The organism is Bacillus sp. TH19 (genome assembly GCF_016651075.1).
In the GTDB taxonomy this organism is placed as follows: Bacteria; Bacillota; Bacilli; order Bacillales; family Bacillaceae_G; genus Bacillus_A; species Bacillus_A mycoides.
Map to the genome: position 1 here is coordinate 1,040,431 of NZ_JAEKEO010000010.1, position 20,791 is coordinate 1,061,221.

Genomic DNA, 20,791 nt, shown 5'->3' on the forward strand with positions numbered 1-20,791 from the left:
GAAGGGAGATGAAGAGCAATTGCATGAAAAAATCTCAATCAAAACGATGACAGATTACCATTTGTATGATTTTATGCGTTGTCCACACAAATTTTATTTCCGTCATATAAAAAGAAGAGAACCTTCTTCATTTGAATGGCAACAAATAGCGCAAATGATTGTGAATCAAATTATTAATGAATATTACACGCTACCTGCGGGCCAACAAACGCAAATTGTACTTTTAATATTAATAGAAAAGTATTGGAAAAAAGTAAGGATTAATATGTTTGCTTCAAAGGCGGAGTACTATATTGTTTTAGCGAAGCTAACTGATCACTTATTACAGTTTGTTGAAAGGGATGATAGTCAGGCACCGCCGTTATTTTTATATGAGAAGTTTCAAACATATATGGAAGAGTTAGGTGTCCACATGTCATTGACATTTGAAGTTGGTGAGTGGAGTACTGAATCGTTTGTAATTAAAAAGTATGTTGTCGATGCGGATGAGGAAATGCTTGCTCTTTGTCAGAAGCTAATGACAGTATTCAGTTATAAAGCTTTCGGTATTCTTCCAGGGAAAATTGAAGTTATTAATTTAATAGAAGGAACTAAGTATGAGTACATTCCAAAGCAGGAAGATATTATAACTGGAATGGATGATTTATTTAGAATGAAAGAAATGTTGCAGCAACCTGAGCACTATACAGAGCGTCATTTTCGTTCTGAGTGTATGAGTTGTGCGTTTCGTAGTGAATGCCAAAGGGAAGAAGTAAAGAAAGAAGCGAAGCAGAAGAAAAATATAGTACATTAAAGGATGCAAATTTGCATCCTTTTTATTATTGACATGAAAAGCTTTTCATCATTTACCGTATATTTGTAGCAGATTTTAATAAGGGGAGGAATAATCAATGAAAGATGAAACGGCAGTATTTCAATGGTTAAAAGAACAGAATGCTCCTTTTGGAATTCAACTGCAAATTTTACAGGCGTTTCAATTGTATAAAGTTATTGTTGAAATGGATAAAAAGTTAATGATGTATGAGGAGAGAGAGTATAGGGAGAGAATTTAATCTCGTCCCTGTAGTATTGCTTTAAGCTGTTCTTCATTCTTCTTTAATGTTATTTCGTTGTTTGTTTCAATGTTATAAATAAGGTTATGTAGTAAAGGGCTGTATTGATAAAAGGTAGTGATGCGGTGAATGAGTAATGGATCGCGGTGAGAAATAAGTGCACTGTATTGTTCATATACAGATGTAGTAAACTCATGACCGAAATCATAATATAGCCCAGCAAAATCAAAAGCGGGATCGCCAATTTGAGCATCTCCAAAATCGATAACACCTGAAATGTTTTTGTGCAGGTTGTTAAATAAAATGTGATGATGTGTAAAGTCAGCATGAATGATTGTATTTTGAAAGGTAGATTTAGTTATACAGGTAAAGAAATTTTCGAATAAACGATTTAAGGCTGATTTCTGTAATGAAGTAAGACTGTTAGTAAAATATTGATTTAATTTTGTTTGTAGTTCTTTCCAGTAGGTAAGTGTTTTTTCGATAGGGAACCCTAGCGTTTCAGTACGTTTTAAAGGAATACTATGTAAAGCCGCAAGGAAAGTGGCTAATTGTGTAATAATTACTTCAAGTTCTTTTTTCTCTAGCTTTGCAACTAGTTCACTTGTTAACGGTTCACCATGAATGAGAGGATAATAGCTGCAAAATGGAACAGTATTACAATCATTCTTATACAATAAATGATACTTAGGAATCTCGATTTCTTGTAATGAATGAGAAAGAATTGTGCACAGTTCTTTTTCTAACGGAATTCGGTTTGCATATTCAAGTTTTCGTGGGAAGCGAAATAGTAGTTCATCATTTATAATAACCGTTACATTATCCCACCCTTCTTCATTTTGCATATATGAATGTATAGAAAGATCTGGTAGAGCTTCTTTTATATATTGTTTGTAAGAGTCCATAATTGTTCCTCGTTTCTAAGTTAAAGGTAGGTTATTCCACTTTATGATATCAGAATTTTCTTTCTATATGTTAAAATATAACTATCATTATGGAGGAGGGTGGGGTGCATTACGAAGAAAAGAATATTAATCATTTCTCTATGTATCGCTTTTGGATTGTTTTGGCCATATAAAGAGGAGGTTTTTGCTACCTTTAAACCGATAGATCGCTACGAGTTAAATAAGGAATTAAAGAACAAAAGTATAGAAACTTTAACTGATAAAGAAATGAAAATGATAGGAGAACACTTTGTGACAGCGCAACTAGCAGTGTTTGAGTTTAATAATAAAGAAGATGTAAAACGAAAAGGTGAAGAAATATTTGTAAATAGAGGGTATGAACAGTTAATAGAAAATTATTACCCAAACCGTTTTCGGGATTTAGAGTATAAATTTACAAACGAAGAGATACGTGAAGAGACAGATGAGAGTTTTCGCTATCATACTGTAGCGTACGTTGCTGGTATTGAAAATGATAAGAGAAGTGAAATGAAATTAAATTATGACATGAAAATTGTAAAGGTTAATAATATATTTATGGTGTTAGATCAAAAACAGTACGTACAATGAAAAATCCCTCAAGGAGAAGAGGGACTTTAAAGATTTTCATTTTGTTGACCAAGTTCTTTTTGAGCAATGTATAAATTTCCTTGCTCAACTTGTTTCAGTGTATGAACAGAATCTCCTGCATATCCTTTTTCTGTTTTAACAGTTCTTTTTGAAAGATTTGAATCTTGTTTCTTCATATAATAGACCACCCTTCCTTAAAAATAGACGAAAATGATGAGCACGAGTAATACAGCTGCGAAAATGGTAATGCCCATTAAAAAAGAAGTGTTTTTATATTTAGGTGGCTTATGTACATCTTGCCGATATCCAGGTGAAATTTCAGGGGCGAATTCTTCATCGAATGATTGTTTCTTTTGTTTTTCGTCCATATGTATCCACCTTTCTTTTTCATTATGTTACACGTTACAAGAAAAAATATGCATGAAGAAAACAGCCGCTATATCATTAGCGGCTGCTTTGCGTTGTATATTTTCTTTGTACTTGAAAGAGACGGATAAGCAGGAAGATTGCTCCAAATGCTAGACCGATAATAAGACCGATCCAATAACCTTTTGCTGCCCAGTCAGTATAAGTTGCTAACATGTAGCCAAGAGGTAGACCTATTACCCAATAAGCTATTAATGTCATAATTAAGGCAACATTTACGTCTTTATAACCACGAAGTGCTCCTTGTACTGGAGTTGCAATCGCATCTGAAATTTGAAATAAAATCGCGAATATAAGAAATTCTTTAGCTAAATGATGGACATTTGCATTTGTCGTATAAATAGAAGCAATTTCATCATCAAAGAAATAAAGAAGGATTGAATATAAAAGAGCGAAAGCAAGGGCTAACCCAATTCCGATAAATCCATATTGTTTCGCATTATTGTATCGTTTTGCTCCAACTTCAAATCCAACGGCTATCGTCATTGCCATTGCTAAACTTAAAGGAGTCATATATAACAAGGAAGCAAAGTTCATAGCTGCTTGATGTGCTGCTATTGTTGTCGTACTAAAATTACTCATCATAAGTGTTACCGCAGCGAAAATACTCGTCTCAAAAAAGATAGCAAATCCGATAGGGACGCCAAGTTTCAGGAATTCCTTCCAAATTGTAAAGGAAGGACGGTATAACTGTTTAAAGATATTGAAAGAAGCGAAAGGCTCTTTCGTACGAATAATAATAACCGTAATAATTAAAATACACCAATAGGTTGCTGCAGAAGCGATTGCCGCACCAACACCACCGAGTTTTGGAAAGCCAAAGTGACCAAAAATTAATAAGTAATTTAATACTACATTAATTGGTAATGATAGTAATGTAATAATCATCGTTGTTCGAGTTTTTCCTAATGCATCAATAAACCCGCGTAAAACAGTGTAAGTAAATAAAGGGATAATTCCAATTGCAATAATAATTAAAAATTGTGCTGCAATACGTTCCACGGGTTCTTCTAATTGCATGCCATTTAAAATAGGTGAAACAGCGAAGAATCCGATAAGGATAACAACGAAACTAGCACAAATTGCTAAATATACTGCTTGAATGACAATGTGGGGAACGTCCTCCTTTTTCTTTGATCCAACGAGCTGTGCAACAATAGGAGTAGTAGCCATTAAAATTCCTGTTAAGCCGGTACTAACGGGAAGCCATATACTTGTTCCGATAGCAACACCCGCTAAATCAATAGGACTCGCATGTCCTGACATTGTCGTATCAAAAAAGCTCATCGCAAATAATGACATTTGCGTTACAAAAATCGGGAAAAAGAGTAATAAAAATTGCTTTAACTTTTGTGAGAATGAAGTAGTTTCTTTCATAAAATCCCCTTTCAACGTAAAAAACAAACTCTTATTATCATACAATTTAATCAAAAAATAGAAAAGAAATAAGCGTATACAACAAATGAAATCAATAAAAAAAGGATGCACTTTGAAAAGGGATAAGGTATTATGATAAGGTGTGAAAAAATTACATATTCGTTATTAAGGAGGCACTACTTGTGGCTGATTGGTTAATTGGATTAATCATGGGTGCTGTTGAAGGTTTAACAGAGTTTTTACCAGTATCATCAACAGGACATATGATTTTAACAGGACACTTAATTGGATTTGAAGACGATAGAGCGAAAGTTTTCGAAGTTGTTATTCAGTTGGGATCGATTTTAGCAGTTGTTGTTATATTTTGGAAACGTTTATGGTCATTAGTCGGAATAGGGAAAGTAACTGATGGACCATCTTTAAATTTATTACATATTATTATCGGGATGATTCCTGCCGGCATACTCGGCGTACTATTCCATAGCGCAATTAAAGAAGTGTTATTCGGTCCAGGACCGGTTGTTATTAGTTTAGTAGCTGGTGGTATTTTAATGATTGTTGCTGAGAAGTTTTCAAAACCAAGTACAGCAAGAACGTTAGATGAAATCACATATAAGCAAGCATTTACAATCGGAATGTTCCAATGTTTAGCACTTTGGCCAGGATTTTCTCGTTCTGGATCAACAATAAGTGGTGGTTTATTAGCACGTGTTTCGCATACAGCGGCAGCGGAATATACATTTATTCTAGCGGTGCCAATGATGGTAGCTGCAAGTGCCTTAGATTTAATTAAAAGCTGGGATATATTAAGCGTGGCTGATATACCGTTATTTGCAACTGGATTTATTACAGCATTCGTTGTTGCGATGCTTGCAATTGTTTCATTCTTAAAATTATTAGGTCGTGTAAAACTAACACCGTTCGCTTACTACCGTTTCATTTTAGCTGCGGTATTCTATTTCTTCATTATGTAAGTATAAAATATCAGCAATACCCTATAGAATAGACACTTGAAAAAAAGTCTACTCTGTAGGGTATTTTTTTATAGAGAGAGAAAAATGAAACTTTTACCTTCAATTACTTGTATTTCACCATGTGAAATATGCCATAATGATTTCGTTATAATAATTTTAAGGAAATCGATAGGGTATTTGAGAGGAGCAATTTAGTGAGTTTTGCAATAGAAATAGTAATTCCAGCACCAATTGATGTTGTATTTGATTATGTACACAATGACGAGAAAATACTAGAATGGAGTACCTTTATGGTAGGAAATAGGTATCCTTCAAATATAGATGTTGAAAACCCTCGTGAAGGTGACAAATATATATCTGTGCAAAAGATGGGGAAGAAAATATATGAATTTGAGGCGGAAATTTTAGAGTATGATGAACCGTATATTGTTTCAGTTGGATGTGAGATGAAGCAAGGTTATACATCTGCAACTTATATGTTAGAAGAGGATGAAGAAGGTACATCGCTTACTTTAATCGTAGAATTTGAACCGAAGAATTTTTTATATAAGATTATGTACAAGTTAACTGGGTGGATGACACGTGGAATATACATGGGTGAAATGGAACGTTTAGCAGCGTGCGTAGATGCTGTATGTTCTCAGAAAAAAGGATTATAATTTAGTAAAATAAAAAACCTGCCGAAATCGGCAGGTTTTTTATTTTACTACTTTCTCAATCATGCTTTCCATTACATGTTCCCAAAGAGAAGTATCATCAGCTAATGTAGCACGGAAATTAGCATACATTTCTTTTTGTTTCTCTTCGAATGTTGGATCTTCTTTTTCAGGTAATGTAGCGCGCATTGAAGTTACTAATTCTTGTATTTTTGGAGCTCGTGGTCCAAAGACGGCTTGTTCATTTCCGTCTTTATCAATGAAAATAAAGATTGGAATCGCACGTGCTGTTCCGTTTGTTAAGTATTGATCCATTAACTCTAAGTTTTCATCGCGAATTAATAAACGCATATCAATATTTGCAACTTCAGAAATTCGTTTCATAACAGGTACACATAAAAGAGCGTCGCCGCACCAGTCAGCTGTTAATACGATAACGCGCCAGCCATCATTTTGACGTTCTTCTAAAACTGGAAGTAATTCATTTGGAATTAAAAAGTTATTGTAAATGTGTAGTAGCTCGTATTGGTTTACTTTCATTTCATTCACATATGTATCAAAGGACATGCCTTTATCAGCCCATTGTAGTAAGTTCATAAGTAACACCTCTTTAGTATGATTTATTTTTATTGTACCAATTTTTATATAGAAAAGCTTGTATTCTTACTCTTTCTTATCACTAAATAATTTATTTAGTGTGTAAAGGAATAGTGCGACACATAATTCAGCTATGTTGGGCATTTGTACACTCTCTATCCAGTCATCGGCGGTATGTATGACAAACCAATCTAACGTAATTTCAATTATAGAGAGCAGAGCAATTGAGAGCCAATTGGGTATACTTGTCATCATTGGATGTAGGAGCACTTTAAAGAAAATGAATATAAAATATGTAATACCGTCTAATAAAAGAATGAGTAAAAAAAGAGTAGTAGAGCTGTTCTTGATGAATATTCTATACCTGTAATATGAAAGATTCCCACATATACAAAAAATATAAATGCAAAGAATATAATGAGAATAAGAATAACAACACTAATAATAATAGTCTTATCTTTTAGACTGAGATTAGAAAGTTTGTCTTCTTCACTCATTACCCCAACTCCTTTTTCTGGAAAATCAATTTCATTGTACCATGAAATATCTATTAAAAAACTACGAATTATGGGGAAATAAGGTGACAAAAAGTAAGATTTCGTGTAAAATTATTAATAAGGTTTTTATTTAACTAAATTAAATAAAAGGGGCTGTCAAAGTTGTCTCAAAATCGAGAACAATTAATGGAAGAACTATCGACAAATGTTTTTGCAATGTTTCGCACGTTGCGTAATGATATTGGAAAAATATTTGGTGGTTACATACCGTGGAATGAGTTCATTGTCCTTAGAATATTGAACCGTACGAATAAAGAAATGGTCTCACGTGTAGCTAATGAGTTAAATGTGTCGAATAGTCATATTACAGCTGTTACAGAAAAATTAATTAATAAAGGCTTTGTAACTCGTTCACGTTCTACATCAGATCGCCGAGTTGTATATTTAGAGATTACAGAACAAGGGAAAGAGTTAGTTGCGAAAATGGAAGGTGAGAAAAAGAGATATTTACAAGAAAGATTTTCCGCACTTTCAGAAGATGAAATGGATATAATGATATCTATTTCTAAAAAACTTATTTAAATAATTACAAATAAGAAAACGCTTACCTAATTAAAAAGAAGACCTTCCTCATATATGGAAGGTCTTCTTCTGTGTGTAATAGATGATAAAAAATAAAATGTGTATGAAAAAAGATAGAGCGCCATACTACTAATAAAGGAAGGAGGGAGAAATATGACGAATCGTAATGGTAGTCAAGGAAGTGGAAATCAAGGTTCACCAAAATCAGGGCAATTCCAGCAGGAGTTTAGTACTGAATTTGAAACGGGAAATGATAATAAAGGAAAAGAATATCGTTCGAAAAAAGGAAGTAAATCAAAAAAGGAGTGAAATGATTCACTCCTTTTTTGATTTAAGATGCTGCAGATTGATCCGTATTATATTTTTCTTCTGATTTTGCAACAATCATTGCACAAATTGCATCACCAGAAATATTTACAGCAGTTCTAGACATATCTAGAATGCGGTCAATACCGATAATTAAAGCAATGCCTTCTACTGGTAGATTTACTTGATTTAAAACCATCGTAAGCATTACTAGTCCAACACCTGGTACACCTGCAGTACCGATACTAGCTAGTACAGCAGTTAATACGACGACAGCTAATTGAGTCACTGTAAGTTCAACGCCGTATACTTGAGCGATAAACACAGTTGCTACACCTTGCATAATGGCAGTACCATCCATATTAATCGTTGCACCTAGTGGTTGTACAAAAGAACTTATCGCTTTTGGAACGCCAAGTTTTTCTTGGGCTGTTTTCATTGCAAATGGAAGAGATGCATTAGAGCTAGATGTACTAAATCCAATTGCCATTACTGGTCCGAAATGTTTAAAGAAACGGACAATGCTTTCTTTTGCTAATACCTTTAATAAGCCGCCATAGACGAAGACGCCGTGAATAATAAGTACTAGCATAACGACAATCATATACTTGAACATCGCAGCGACGCCTGCAAGACCCATTTTACCAACGGATGAAGCGAGCAATCCAAATGTTCCGATTGGAGCTAATTTCATGACGAGATTAACAAGATACATCATTAATTCGTTGCCCTGTTCAAGTAATGAATGGATACCTTGAACTCGTTTTCCTAAAACAGCTAAACCGAGTCCGATCAATGCGGCAAAGGCAATAATTTGTAGCATGTTCCCATCAGCCATCGCTTTCGCTGGATTATCTGGTACGATATTTAGCAATGTATCGACGAAAGATGTTTCAGTTTTTGCACCTTCATACTTAAGCCCGTCTGTTTTAAAGTTACCGCCAGCTCCTGGTTTTATGATAAGTGCAAATGTAACTGCAATAGAGATAGCGACAGCTGTTGTTACGAGAAAGAATGAAATTGATTTTAAACCAATTCTTCCAAGTTGTTTCGGATCTCCAAGACCAGCAGCCCCAAGTACGATAGAAATGAACACAACAGGAACAACTAGCATTTTAATAAGTCGAATAAACAGTTGACCAAGTGGATTGAACGCATATTGATTCAATGGCTCAAAAATAGATGGAGCAGCTAAATTTAAAGTGAGTCCGACAACTAGACCGAGAAATAATGCAATTAAGATTGCCTTTGTTTGTTTCAATAAAAACCCCCCTTTGTTTTTGTAAAATTGCTTTCTAAATTAATTATACCGAAAAAATACCTATTTTGACAATATTTTCTGAATATTTAGTATAAAACTGTCTGTTTCAATGTATATAGTCCAGTTTTGCTGAAATATGTGGAAAGAATACATTTATGTATTTGGAAAAAAAATAGACCATCACATGATGGCCTAGGGAAGGGGACAATTTATATCAATTTAATTAGGGATGGAAGCTATTCAAAGACACTGGGGAATGTCTTATAAATTAGGGAGGAACAGCTCCGATACGTATACTATAAAAGGTAGATGTGATCCTCGTGTGAAAATGGAGTGAAAGAGAGAGGGAGTTTTAAATAAAAGATAGAGTAAACAAAAAAATAAGACCATCACATATAGGATGGTCAAAGGAAGGGGACAATTTATGTCAATTTAATTAGGGATGGAAAGCTGTTCAAGACACTGGGGAATGTCTTATAAATTAGGGAGGAACAGCTTCGATACATATACTATAAAAGTTGGATGTGACCTTGGTGTGAACATAGAGTGAAAGAGAGAGGGAGTTTTAAGTAAGAAGAAAGAGAGCATAAAAAATAAGACCATCACATATAGGATGGTCAAGGGAAGGGGACAATTTATGTCAATTTAATTAGGGATGGAAGCTATTCAAAGACACTGGGGAATGTCTTATAAATTAGGGAGGAACAGCTTCGATACATATACTATAAAAGGTGGATGTGATCCTCTTGTGAACATGGAGTGAAAGAGAGAGGGAGTTTCAAATAAAAGATAGAAAGAATAAAAAAATAAGACCATCACATATAGGATGGTCAAGGGAAGGGGACAATTTATGTCAATTTAATTAGGGATGGAAGCTATTCAAAGACACTGGGGAATGTCTTATAAATTAGGGAGGAACAGCTTCGATACATATACTATAAAAGGTGGATGTGATCCTCTTGTGAACATGGAGTGAAAGAGAGAGGGAGTTTCAAATAAAAGATAGAAAGAATAAAAAAATAAGACCATCACATATAGGATGGTCAAGGAAGGGGACAATTTATGTCAATTTAATTAGGGATGGAAAGCTGTTCAAGACACTGGGGAATGTCTTATAAATTAGGGAGGAACAGCTCCGATACATATACTATAAAAGGTAGATGTGACCCTCGTGTGAACTTGGAGTGAAAGATATGGGAATTTGAAAAGGGATAAAATAGTTGTTGTAAGAGTCATAGTATAAGTGGAGATATAATAGAAAATATTCTTTTGTAAAACGATAGGAGTCTGAATATAAATAAAAGTTGAAATCTATGAAAAAAAGGATTATGCTCAACTATATTATAAGAATATAAGGTTTATCCCGCTACTTGTAGGCTCTTAAAGAGTCTTTATTTATGAGGGGATAAAAGCTTCACTTGATAAAGGGAGTTAGTGATATGGAAGTAGCAAAAAAACAAGGGTTGTATAATCGTTTTATACGATTGAATCCACCACAAATTTTAGCATTAGGCTTTTTTTGTTTAATTGTGGTCGGAGGATTGTTATTAAAGTTACCGTTTGCAACGAAAGTACATATTAGTTGGGTAGATGCTTTCTTTACAGCTACGTCGGCAGCGACTGTAACCGGTTTAGGTGTTGTAGATACTGCGAGTACGTTTACGATGTTTGGTGAAATTGTTATTATGTTTTTAATTCAAACGGGTGGTCTCGGTCTTATGACGATAGCCATTTTAATTGTTTGGGTATTAGGGAAAAAAATTGGTTTACGCCACCGATTATTAATTGGAGAAGCATTTAATCAAACAAATATTGGTGGTCTTGTGAAATTAGTAAAACGTGTTTTTATTTTTTCTATTTGTATTGAGCTAATTGGAGTTATCTTTTTATCGATTCGCTTTATTCCAGAGTTTGGTTTTGGAAAAGGTTTATACTATAGTATTTTTCACGTTATTGCGTCATATAATAATGCCGGCTTTGCGCTTTGGCCAGATAATTTAACAAGATATGTAGGAGATCCTATTATTAATATTGGGATTTGTTCTTTAATTGTAATAGGAGGGTTAGGGTTTACGGTATTAATTGATATATGGTATAGCCGTAGTTTCCGAAAATTATCACTGCACTCCAAAATCATGATTGTTGGAACGATAGCACTTAATGTTATTGCGATGATTGTGATTTTTGTATTGGAATATAATAATGTGAAGACTTTGGGGCACTTATCTTTAAATGAAAAATTATGGGCTTCGTTCTTCCAAGGAATTACACCTCGTACAGCTGGTTTTAACACGGTAGATTATGGGGGGATGGAAGAGTCATCGATACTATTTACAATGGTATTAATGTTTATTGGTGCGGGAAGTGTATCGACAGGCGGTGGAATTAAGTTAACGACATTCGTTATTTTAATTACATCAGTTCTTTCTTTCTTTAGAAAGAAAGAGGATTTTGTTTTGTTTCAGCGTACGATTAAAATGTCGACAGTAACGAGAGCGTTAGCAATTGTCGTTGCTAGTCAAATACTTATTTTTACAGCGGTATTTGTATTAATGCTTACAGAAGACTTCAGTTTTATTCAGTTATTATTTGAGACAATTTCGGCGTTTGGTACAGTAGGGTTAACAATGGGGATTACTGCGAAGCTATCGGCGTTTGGAAAATGTATTATTATGTTTGTTATGTTTTGTGGATTAATCGGACCGTTAACACTTGTGTTCTCTTTGGCACGACCAGCAAAACAAAAAATTAAATATCCATCAGAAGATGTATTTACAGGATAAGGTATCCCGCATAAAGCGAGATACCTTTTTCTTTTTAAAAAAGAGAGAACAATAAACCAATAAGCGCCACTCGGAATAAAATCGCAATGAGTGCAGCGATACCACCCACAATGGCAGCGGTACCGCCAGTTACAGTAGCCCCGCGATTATAAGCGTAAATACCAAGTAGAACAGACACAAGACCAAATAGTGTTGGGAATGTGAATAATGATAATATTGCTAAGGCAAGAGCAATGAAACCAGCAGTCGATCCAGCTGCAGACGATCTTACATCATCGTTATCTTTATCATCATAATCGATACGCTGTGGTGCAACTTCAGCTGCGTATTCTTCTTTATAATCACTATCTATTCGATCTCTTTTTTTATATTCATCAAATTTCTCAGTCAAAGTAAGGACTCCTTTCATAACAAGGTTCAATAGTAGTATGTTTCTCTTTACTGTTTTTATCCCGCTATTTGCGAGCAGTAAGACTCCCACCTCAAAATTTGGTTGGAGCCCTGCGGCTCGTGAACGCCCGATTGGTGTGGGCTAATAATCAGTGGGGGATGAACAAAGCCTCCACTGATTAAAGTTTCACTTTATCTGAACTTGTACAGGGAATAATATCCAATTGGAAAGTGGAAAATGTTTTTTCAAAATAGGAAAACTTAGTATGACTTCCTCTATTTTGGAAAGTATAAAAAAGAATAATGAGGAAAGGGTGTAGTACATAATGGAACATCCAATTGAAAATTTAATGAAAACAGCAATGACAAATTTAAAAGAGATGGTAGATGTAAATACGATTGTTGGAAGTCCGGTTTCAACAGCTGACGGAAATGTAGTATTAACAGTATCTCAAGTGGCTTTTGGTTTTGGAGCTGGTGGAAGTGACTTTAAAGGTGATTTTATTTCCGAAAAACATAACGGCGGACAAGGGCAGCATAAAGAGAACAAGCAAAGTCATCCATTCGGAGGCGGAAGCGGGGCTGGGGTTTCTATTAGCCCAGTTGCTTTTTTAGTAGTTGGTTCTAACGGTGTGCAAGTGTTGCATCTCAATAGTAGTACACATTTAATTGAAAAAGCGTTAAATACTGTGCCAAGCACTGTGGATAAATTTGTGAATGGTCGCCAAAAGTGAACTTGCATTTTTTAGGAATTATGATATATTAGAAAAAGTGCGCTTTATGACGATCGGAATAATTGAACTGTAAATATATATGATGTGTGGAATAAGGGAGAGGAATTTATGATTAATATCAAAAACTTAGTAGTTGGCTTATGTATGTTAGTAAGCGGTTTTGTTGTATATGTAATAAAAGAAAAAGCTCCATTCTAAAACAGACAAACCGTTAATGTCTGTTTTTAATTTGTAAAAAATGTTGACAAGTTATTGTATTGGTGTTAGAATTTTAATTCGTGTCTCGGTTAAAGCTAGTGTAAAGTAAATAAATCTTATGAATATAATACGAAAAGTTTGCGAAAGATCGGGTAGTCTTACCAACAACTTTTGTGAACAAACCCTATAAATTGTATATGTAAGCTTTATATGTATACTAGTGAATCAAGGAGCGGTCAGTGGAACCGTAATGATGAGAGAGAGGTAGGGCTTTCATCCAGTATATGTTACTTTCCCGTTAGGTGAATATAAAAAAGAGGGCTCCTTTTGAAAAGGAGCCCTCTTTCTATAAATAAATTGAAACTATAATCAGTGGGACCATTCCATTCCCTTTACATGTTAGCTCACAAATAATGTGATAAAAATGATTAAGTGCGGTTTTCAACTTGCTGACAAATTTCATCTGTTGTTAAACCATGTGCTTTAATTACAGATCCTTTTATCGATGTATCTGCAATGCCCATCATATTAGAATCTTGCCCGGTTACAACGCAACAATCACACCCATGTGCATCATTTTCAGAGTTAAGTGAAACGATTTCATGTCCTTGTTGCTGAAGAGCTTGTTGAACATCTGTTAAAGAGTTCTCAACACCAATTCTAGCCATAATTTTCACCTCCTACCATCTAGTTGCTAGTATGCTCAAGTCCATAGCATATATTTATGAAAAAATGGTAGGAAGAGAATATTTGTTTAGTCGTTATATACACCAGTAAGCATTTGACTAACGAATTGATCATTTAATGTATCTTGTGCTGAGCTGTTATTAGACTGAATATCGATTGAAGCTGTGTAGTTGTTATGTTTCCTACTATTTGGTTCTACTTCAACGTAATTATTGAATTTACAAAATCCTTTCGTATCCATTAGATCAAATAGTTGTAGCATTTCTACTACCTCTTGTCTCGTTCCTTTAATTTGTACACACGCCATTGTTATTTCCTCCTTCAATTTGACAAATTGTTTTTTAAAAATAGGATTATGATTACTAAATGAAAAATATGAATGTTATTTTTAGACAGCGTTATTTTTGTTATTTTCCCCCTTTTTCACCAAAAGTCGTTGTATATTCCCGGATTTATAAAATCGGACGTCCGTTTATTGAATACAATAGATTCGTATCAATTGGCGAAAACCCTTCTTTTAAACAAATATTTTTTTAGTAGAATTTGAAGAAAAAATTTTTTTGACTTTTTTGTAAACGTTAACAATGTTATTAAATCAATATAAACAAAGATGTACGTACGATTAAAAATTAAAAATTTTCTAAAAATTCACTTGATTTATTTGAAAAGGAGAGTAGACTAGGAAACAATAAAAAACTCATAGAACATAGGGGGCGCTTTCAAGTGAACGAGCAGTGGATTTTCTTAAATGGAGAATTTGTTCCAAAAGACGAAGCAAAGGTTTCAGTATATGATCATGGCTATTTATATGGCGATGGAGTGTTCGAAGGAATTAGGGTATATAGCGGTAATGTTTTCCGTTTGAGAGAGCATCTTGTCCGGTTATATGAATCAGCGAAATCCATCATGTTAGAAATTCCATATACGTTAGAAGAAGCAACGAAAATCGTTGTTGAAACGATTCGACAAAACAAACTATCTAATGGATATATCCGCCTCGTTGTATCAAGAGGACCTGGGAACTTGGGATTAGATCCCGATTCTTGTACGAAACCAAATGTAGTAGTAATTGCAGAACAATTATCTTTATTTCCACAAGAATATTATGAAAAAGGGATTCCGATTATAACAGTTGCAACGCGTCGCAATCGCCCGGATGTTTTATCGCCCCAAGTAAAATCTTTAAATTACTTAAATAATATTTTAGTTCGCATTGAGGCGAAATTAGCTGGAGTACAAGAAGCACTTATGTTAAATGACCAAGGATATGTAGCTGAAGGCTCTGGAGATAATGTATTTATTGTGAAGGGAAATAAATTAATTACACCACCAAGTTCTGCTGGAGCGTTAGAAGGTATTACACGAAACGCGATTTTAGAAATCGGCGAAAAACTTGGATATGACGTAAGAGAAGAATTATTTACAAGGCATGATGTATATGTAGCTGATGAAGTGTTTTTAACAGGAACAGCTGCTGAAGTAATTGCTGTTACGACAGTAGATGGAAGAACGATTGGTTTAGGTAGAACAGGGCCACATACGAATCGTTTATTAGAAGAATTCCGTAAATTAGTTGTAGAAGATGGAGAGAAAATTTACGAAGAAAATAAAGTTGGATAATAGCTCTTATGACATGATAAAGCGTTGATAGGGAGGAGTAGTTGACTGTGAAGCCTCACAGAGAGTCGGTGGTTGCTGGAAACCGATGGTTCACGTCGACGAACATCACCCTTGAGTGCTAAGCTGAAACGTTTGTTTAGGCTTAGACGGTAGCTCCGTTATTAGCTAGACTCATATCCCGAGTCACTGAGGCAAGAGTAATCTTGCAAAGAAGGGTGGTACCGCGAAATCTTTCGTCCCTTCAGCACATAGCTGGAGTGTGGACGTAGGATTTTTTTATTTTATAAATGTTTTAAAAAAGGGGGCTTATAAGAAAAATGTCTTCAAAAACGGAAGAGAAACTGGCAACTGGTGCACAGCTATTGTTAGAAGCGCTAGAAAAGGAAGGAGTAGAGGTGATTTTTGGTTATCCAGGTGGTGCGGTTTTACCTCTATATGATGCGCTTTATGATTGTGAAATTCCGCATATTTTAACGAGGCATGAGCAAGGTGCAATTCATGCTGCTGAAGGATATGCAAGAATTACAGGAAATCCAGGAGTGGTAATTGCAACAAGTGGACCGGGTGCTACAAATGTTATTACTGGTCTAGCTGACGCGATGATTGATTCATTGCCACTTGTTGTATTTACAGGGCAAGTAGCAACAACGTTAATCGGGAGTGATGCTTTCCAAGAAGCTGATATTATGGGGCTTACGATGCCGGTGACAAAACATAATTATCAAGTACGAAAAGCATCGGATTTACCCCGAATTATTAAAGAAGCATTTCATATCGCTAGAACAGGAAGACCAGGCCCAGTCGTAATTGACCTTCCGAAAGATATGGTAGTAGAGAAAGGTGAGCGATGTAGTGATGTACAAATGGATTTACCAGGATACCAGCCTAATTACGAACCGAATCTACTACAAATAAACAAATTATTACAAGCGATTGCGACTTCAAAAAAACCGTTAATTTTAGCTGGAGCAGGTGTATTGCATGCGAAAGCATCGAAAGAATTAACAAGTTTTGCTCGCAAATATCATATTCCAGTTGTTCATACATTACTTGGTCTTGGTGGGTTTCCGCCAGATGATGAACTATTTCTAGGGATGGGAGGAATGCACGGTTCATACACCGCAAATATGGCGTTATACGAATGTGATTTACTTATTAATATAGGTGCAAGGTTTGATGATCGTCTTACTGGAAATTTAGCTTATTTTGCTAAAGAGGCGATTGTCGCACATATAGATATTGATCCAGCGGAAATTGGGAAAAATGTGCCGACTGAAATCCCTATTGTTGCGAGTGCAAAGCAAGCATTAGAAGCTCTACTCAACTTTAAAGAAGGGGAAGTACATCACAATGATTGGCTTTCGTTATTGAATAGTAGAAAAGAAAAATACCCTCTTTCTTACAAAGAACATGCAGAGCGTATTAAACCTCAATATGCAATTGATATGCTATACGAAATTACGAAAGGGGAAGCGATTGTAACGACAGATGTTGGGCAACATCAAATGTGGGCAGCTCAATATTATCCGCTGAAAAATCCAGATAAATGGGTAACTTCTGGAGGCTTAGGAACAATGGGCTTCGGATTTCCAGCAGCAATAGGTGCACAAATCGCAAAGCCTGAAGAACTAGTTATTGCAATTGTCGGTGATGCTGGATTTCAAATGACCCTGCAAGAACTTAGTGTGTTAAAAGAGCATTCTTTACCAGTTAAAGTTTTTATTTTAAATAATGAAGCTTTAGGGATGGTAAGACAATGGCAAGAGGAATTTTATAATGGGCGATATTCGCACTCCTTACTTTCATGCCAACCAGATTTTGTTGCGCTTGCCAATGCTTATGGCATAAAAGGTGTTCGTATTGAAGACCCACTTCTTGCAAAGCAACAATTACAGTATGCAATTGAGTTAAGAGAGCCTGTTGTAATTGATTGCCGCGTACTTCAATCCGAAAAGGTAATGCCGATGGTTGCCCCAGGAAAAGGCGTTCATCAAATGGAGGGAGTGGAGAAAAGGTGAAGAGAATTGTAACAGCGACAGTTCGAAATCAAAGCGGTGTGTTAAATCGAATTACAGGTGTTATGACACGTAGACATTTTAATATTGAAAGTATTTCAGTAGGTCATACGGAATCATCGGATATTTCGAGAATGACGATTGTTGTACACGTTGAAAATGAACAGCAAGTTGAGCAGTTAATTAAACAACTTCATAAGCAAATCGATGTACTGAAAGTATCAGATATTACAGAAGAAGCGATGATCGCTAGAGAACTTGCACTTATTAAAGTAGCAACGTCTGTAGCAAGAGCAGAATTATATAGTTTAATTGAACCGTTCCGAGCCGCTGTAATAGACGTTGGGAAGGATTCCATAGTGGTGCAAGTAACAGGTACCCAGGAGAAAGTAGAAGCGTTAATTGAATTACTTCGTCCATATGGTTTGAAAGAAATTGCTAGAACAGGTGTAACAGCATTTACACGTAGTATGAAAAAACAAGATAAACAAGTTATGTTAATTCAATAATTATTTAAAAAATAGGGGGAAATGAAAATGGCGAAAGTTTATTATGAAAAAGACGTAACGGTAAATGTATTAAAGGAAAAGAAAGTAGCAATCATCGGATATGGATCGCAAGGCCATGCGCATGCGCAAAACTTACGTGATAACGGATTTGATGTGGTAGTAGGACTGAGGAAAGGGAAGTCATGGGATAAGGCGAAAGAAGACGGTTTTTCTGTATATACAGTAGCGGAAGCAGCAGAAAAAGCAGATGTAGTAATGATTCTATTACCTGATGAATTACAGCCGGAAGTATATGAAGCTGAAATTGCACCAAACTTACAAGGCGGCAATTCTCTCGTTTTCGCGCATGGATTTAATGTTCACTTTGATCAAGTAAAACCGCCAGCTAATGTAGATGTATTTCTAGTAGCACCGAAAGGTCCAGGACATCTAGTACGTCGTACGTTTGCGGAAGGGGGAGCTGTTCCTGCATTATTTGCAGTATATCAAGATGCAACAGGAGTTGCGACTGAAAAGGCACTTTCATATGCAGATGGAATTGGGGCGACGAGAGCAGGTGTATTAGAAACAACGTTTAAAGAAGAAACAGAAACAGATTTATTTGGAGAGCAAGCTGTACTTTGCGGCGGAGTAACTGCACTAGTAAAAGCTGGGTTTGAAACGTTAGTTGATGCTGGTTATCAACCGGAAGTTGCATATTTTGAATGTTTACATGAACTAAAACTAATCGTTGATCTTATGTATGAAGGCGGACTTGAAAATATGAGATATTCAGTTTCAGATACAGCGCAGTGGGGCGACTTCGTATCAGGACCACGCGTTGTAACGGAAGATACGAAGAAAGCGATGGGTGCAGTGCTAGCAGAAATTCAAGATGGTACATTTGCAAGAGGCTGGATTGCAGAGCATAAAGCAGGAAAACCAAATTTCCATGCGACAAATGAGAAAGAAAATGAACATGAAATCGAAGTAGTTGGACGTAAATTACGTGAAATGATGCCTTTCGTACAGCCCCGAGTAAAGGCAGGGGTCAAATAATATGAAGCAAATTTTGTTCATGGATACGACGCTACGTGATGGCGAACAATCACCAGGAGTTAATTTAAATGAACAAGAGAAATTACAGATTGCGAGGCAACTAGAGAGACTTGGTATTAATGTAATGGAAGCTGGATTCGCAGCAGCTTCTGAAGGTGATTTTCAATCGGTAAAACGTATCGCAAATACCATTCAAAATGCTACGGTTATGAGTTTAGCTAGAGCGAAAGAAAGTGATATTCGAAGAGCCTATGAAGCTGTGAAAGGCGCTGTCTCTCCTCGTTTACACGTATTTTTAGCTACGAGTGACATTCATATGAAATATAAGCTTTGTATGTCAAAAGAAGATGTATTAGATAGCATACATCGCTCGGTTACGCTCGGGAAATCACTATTTCCAACAGTTCAATTTTCAGCAGAAGATGCAACAAGAACATCGAGAGCATTTTTAGCGGAAGCAGTAGAAGTCGCGATTCGCGCAGGAGCGAATGTAATCAATATTCCTGATACAGTTGGATATACGAATCCAGAAGAATATTATTCTCTCTTTAAATACTTACAAGAATCCGTTCCGTCGTATGAAAAAGCAATTTTCTCTTGTCATTGTCACGATGATCTTGGGATGGCAGTAGCGAATTCGTTAGCTGCGGTTGAAGGCGGAGCGTTACAAGTAGAAGGAACGATTAATGGAATTGGAGAAAGAGCGGGGAATGCGGCGCTAGAAGAAGTCGCGGTTGCTCTCCATATTAGAAAAGATTTCTATGAAGCAGAATCCTCTATGACATTAAAAGAAATTAAAGCGACGAGTACGTTAGTAAGTCGGTTAACGGGTATGGTTGTACCGAAAAATAAGGCGATTGTTGGAGCAAATGCTTTTGCTCACGAATCAGGTATTCATCAAGACGGTGTATTAAAAGAAGTAACGACGTATGAAATTATTGAACCATCACTGATTGGAGAGTCACAAAATTTATTTGTATTAGGAAAGCATTCCGGGCGCCATGCGTTTACTGAAAAAATGAAAGAACTTGGTTATGAATTTACAAAAGAAGAACGAGATGTGGTGTTTGAAGCATTTAAAAACTTGGCTGACCGTAAAAAAGAAATTACAGAAGAAGATTTACGTGCGCTTATGCTTGGTGAAGCAGCATTTGCAGCCCAGCAATATAGCATTACTCAATTGCAAGTACATTTCGTATCAAATAGTACACAGTGTGCAACGGTTGTACTAAAAGATGAGGAAGGAAATATGTACGAAGATGCAGCAACTGGTTCTGGAAGTATTGAAGCGATCTATAATGCAATTCAAAGAATTTTAGGATTAGAATGTGACTTAGCGGATTATCGCATACAATCTATAACGCAAGGTCAAGATGCACTTGCACATGTTCATGTTGAATTAAAAGAAGGAACTCATCAAGTATCAGGTTTTGGTGTTGCGCAAGACGTATTAGAAGCATCGGCGAGAGCGTATGTTCATGCGGCCGGAAAATTAAAATCTTTTATTACTCTTGTGAAGTAACTGTTTGATAAGTGAGGGGATCGTCCCTTACTTATCAAAATATATTTCTGAAA

General features: G+C 35.7%; 24 protein-coding genes, 1 pseudogene and 1 other annotated feature. Of the genes and pseudogenes, 15 read left to right on the forward strand and 10 right to left on the reverse strand.

All coding sequences use genetic code 11. From position 1 onward, the window contains the following. Positions 1–19: 19 nt before the first annotated feature. Together JFU54_RS23055 and JFU54_RS23060 are read left to right on the forward strand one after the other, a co-directional pair. Positions 20–793: a hypothetical protein gene (locus tag JFU54_RS23055; protein ID WP_201066552.1), complete on the forward strand. Its 774-nt coding sequence runs from the start codon at positions 20–22 to the stop codon at positions 791–793. A gap of 97 nt (positions 794–890) precedes the next feature. Beyond that, positions 891–1,052 (forward strand): hypothetical protein, encoded by a 162-nt coding sequence (locus tag JFU54_RS23060; protein WP_002126244.1) that lies wholly within the window; start codon positions 891–893, stop codon positions 1,050–1,052. On the opposite strand, the gene JFU54_RS23065 is transcribed toward JFU54_RS23060, so the two are convergent. Next, positions 1,049–1,957, reverse strand: a complete 909-nt coding sequence (locus JFU54_RS23065) for an aminoglycoside phosphotransferase family protein (RefSeq protein ID WP_201066554.1) — start codon at positions 1,955–1,957, stop codon at positions 1,049–1,051. The two genes, JFU54_RS23060 and JFU54_RS23065, sit on opposite strands and share 4 nt — an antisense overlap. A gap of 99 nt (positions 1,958–2,056) precedes the next feature. Here JFU54_RS23065 and JFU54_RS23070 point away from each other — a divergent pair, with 99 nt between their 5' ends. Next, entirely contained in the window at positions 2,057–2,566 is a 510-nt protein-coding gene (locus tag JFU54_RS23070) for a biotin transporter BioY (RefSeq protein WP_201066556.1), read from the forward strand. A 26-nt stretch (positions 2,567–2,592) separates the two neighbouring features. Here JFU54_RS23070 and JFU54_RS23075 read toward each other — a convergent pair whose 3' ends face one another. From JFU54_RS23075 to JFU54_RS23085, 3 genes are all read right to left on the reverse strand, one after another. Beyond that, a complete protein-coding gene (locus tag JFU54_RS23075) occupies positions 2,593–2,742 on the reverse strand; it encodes a hypothetical protein (RefSeq protein WP_201066558.1) in 150 nt (49 codons plus the stop codon). Positions 2,743–2,760: 18 nt separating this feature from the next. Beyond that, positions 2,761–2,934 carry a hypothetical protein gene (locus JFU54_RS23080; protein ID WP_000343684.1) on the reverse strand — a complete coding sequence of 58 codons (174 nt, stop codon included), beginning with the start codon at positions 2,932–2,934 and terminating at the stop codon, positions 2,761–2,763. Between the two features lie 76 nt (positions 2,935–3,010). Continuing rightward, entirely contained in the window at positions 3,011–4,369 is a 1,359-nt protein-coding gene (locus JFU54_RS23085) for an MATE family efflux transporter (protein ID WP_002140955.1), read from the reverse strand. Positions 4,370–4,551: 182 nt separating this feature from the next. On the opposite strand from JFU54_RS23085, the gene uppP reads away from it, so the two are divergent. Together uppP and JFU54_RS23095 are read left to right on the forward strand one after the other, a co-directional pair. After that, positions 4,552–5,343, forward strand: a complete 792-nt coding sequence (gene uppP, locus JFU54_RS23090; protein WP_002030627.1) for a bacitracin resistance undecaprenyl-diphosphatase — start codon at positions 4,552–4,554, stop codon at positions 5,341–5,343. 194 nt (positions 5,344–5,537) lie between these two features. Further along, positions 5,538–6,002: an SRPBCC family protein gene (locus JFU54_RS23095; protein WP_201066560.1), complete on the forward strand. Its 465-nt coding sequence runs from the start codon at positions 5,538–5,540 to the stop codon at positions 6,000–6,002. Positions 6,003–6,041: 39 nt separating this feature from the next. On the opposite strand, the gene JFU54_RS23100 is transcribed toward JFU54_RS23095, so the two are convergent. Together JFU54_RS23100 and JFU54_RS23105 are read right to left on the reverse strand one after the other, a co-directional pair. Beyond that, a complete protein-coding gene (locus tag JFU54_RS23100) occupies positions 6,042–6,629 on the reverse strand; it encodes a thioredoxin family protein (RefSeq protein WP_137076219.1) in 588 nt (195 codons plus the stop codon). Positions 6,630–6,662: 33 nt separating this feature from the next. Then, positions 6,663–7,093 (reverse strand): annotated as a pseudogene (locus JFU54_RS23105) (regulatory YrvL family protein). Between the two features lie 162 nt (positions 7,094–7,255). Here JFU54_RS23105 and JFU54_RS23110 point away from each other — a divergent pair. Further along, on the forward strand, positions 7,256–7,675 hold the full coding sequence (locus JFU54_RS23110; protein ID WP_137076218.1) for a MarR family winged helix-turn-helix transcriptional regulator: 420 nt from the start codon (positions 7,256–7,258) through the stop codon (positions 7,673–7,675). 153 nt (positions 7,676–7,828) lie between these two features. Beyond that, the gene (locus JFU54_RS23115) at positions 7,829–7,984 is read left to right on the forward strand and encodes a hypothetical protein (RefSeq protein ID WP_002011733.1); all 156 of its coding nucleotides are present in this window, start codon (positions 7,829–7,831) and stop codon (positions 7,982–7,984) included. A gap of 22 nt (positions 7,985–8,006) precedes the next feature. Here JFU54_RS23115 and JFU54_RS23120 read toward each other — a convergent pair whose 3' ends face one another. Then, the gene (locus tag JFU54_RS23120) at positions 8,007–9,242 is read right to left on the reverse strand and encodes a dicarboxylate/amino acid:cation symporter (protein ID WP_137076217.1); all 1,236 of its coding nucleotides are present in this window, start codon (positions 9,240–9,242) and stop codon (positions 8,007–8,009) included. A gap of 1,439 nt (positions 9,243–10,681) precedes the next feature. Here JFU54_RS23120 and JFU54_RS23125 point away from each other — a divergent pair. Next, complete coding sequence (locus JFU54_RS23125) at positions 10,682–12,025, forward strand: TrkH family potassium uptake protein (protein WP_002140965.1); 1,344 nt, start codon at positions 10,682–10,684, stop codon at positions 12,023–12,025. Between the two features lie 34 nt (positions 12,026–12,059). Here JFU54_RS23125 and JFU54_RS23130 read toward each other — a convergent pair whose 3' ends face one another. Then, the gene (locus JFU54_RS23130) at positions 12,060–12,434 is read right to left on the reverse strand and encodes a hypothetical protein (RefSeq protein ID WP_002011728.1); all 375 of its coding nucleotides are present in this window, start codon (positions 12,432–12,434) and stop codon (positions 12,060–12,062) included. A gap of 307 nt (positions 12,435–12,741) precedes the next feature. Between JFU54_RS23130 and ytfJ the strand changes: the two genes are divergently transcribed. Continuing rightward, positions 12,742–13,149 carry a GerW family sporulation protein gene (gene ytfJ, locus JFU54_RS23135; protein WP_002030645.1) on the forward strand — a complete coding sequence of 136 codons (408 nt, stop codon included), beginning with the start codon at positions 12,742–12,744 and terminating at the stop codon, positions 13,147–13,149. A 108-nt stretch (positions 13,150–13,257) separates the two neighbouring features. After that, complete coding sequence (locus JFU54_RS23140; protein ID WP_000608225.1) at positions 13,258–13,347, forward strand: hypothetical protein; 90 nt, start codon at positions 13,258–13,260, stop codon at positions 13,345–13,347. Positions 13,348–13,775: 428 nt separating this feature from the next. On the opposite strand, the gene JFU54_RS23145 is transcribed toward JFU54_RS23140, so the two are convergent. Together JFU54_RS23145 and JFU54_RS23150 are read right to left on the reverse strand one after the other, a co-directional pair. Beyond that, entirely contained in the window at positions 13,776–14,015 is a 240-nt protein-coding gene (locus JFU54_RS23145; protein WP_201066561.1) for a YkuS family protein, read from the reverse strand. 86 nt (positions 14,016–14,101) lie between these two features. Continuing rightward, the gene (locus JFU54_RS23150; protein WP_002140966.1) at positions 14,102–14,341 is read right to left on the reverse strand and encodes a DUF3911 family protein; all 240 of its coding nucleotides are present in this window, start codon (positions 14,339–14,341) and stop codon (positions 14,102–14,104) included. A 416-nt stretch (positions 14,342–14,757) separates the two neighbouring features. Between JFU54_RS23150 and ilvE the strand changes: the two genes are divergently transcribed. From ilvE to leuA, 5 genes are all read left to right on the forward strand, one after another. Beyond that, a complete protein-coding gene (gene ilvE, locus JFU54_RS23155) occupies positions 14,758–15,654 on the forward strand; it encodes a branched-chain-amino-acid transaminase (protein WP_002011723.1) in 897 nt (298 codons plus the stop codon). A gap of 15 nt (positions 15,655–15,669) precedes the next feature. After that, positions 15,670–15,898 (forward strand) — a binding site (T-box leader). 73 nt (positions 15,899–15,971) lie between these two features. Continuing rightward, positions 15,972–17,672 carry an acetolactate synthase large subunit gene (gene ilvB, locus JFU54_RS23160; RefSeq protein ID WP_002140967.1) on the forward strand — a complete coding sequence of 567 codons (1,701 nt, stop codon included), beginning with the start codon at positions 15,972–15,974 and terminating at the stop codon, positions 17,670–17,672. Further along, entirely contained in the window at positions 17,669–18,178 is a 510-nt protein-coding gene (gene ilvN, locus JFU54_RS23165) for an acetolactate synthase small subunit (protein WP_000822948.1), read from the forward strand. Before ilvB ends, ilvN begins: the two co-directional genes overlap by 4 nt. A gap of 21 nt (positions 18,179–18,199) precedes the next feature. Then, complete coding sequence (ilvC, locus tag JFU54_RS23170) at positions 18,200–19,216, forward strand: ketol-acid reductoisomerase (protein ID WP_003188179.1); 1,017 nt, start codon at positions 18,200–18,202, stop codon at positions 19,214–19,216. 1 nt (position 19,217) lies between these two features. After that, positions 19,218–20,738, forward strand: a complete 1,521-nt coding sequence (gene leuA, locus JFU54_RS23175) for a 2-isopropylmalate synthase (RefSeq protein ID WP_002064438.1) — start codon at positions 19,218–19,220, stop codon at positions 20,736–20,738. Positions 20,739–20,791: the final 53 nt, after the last annotated feature.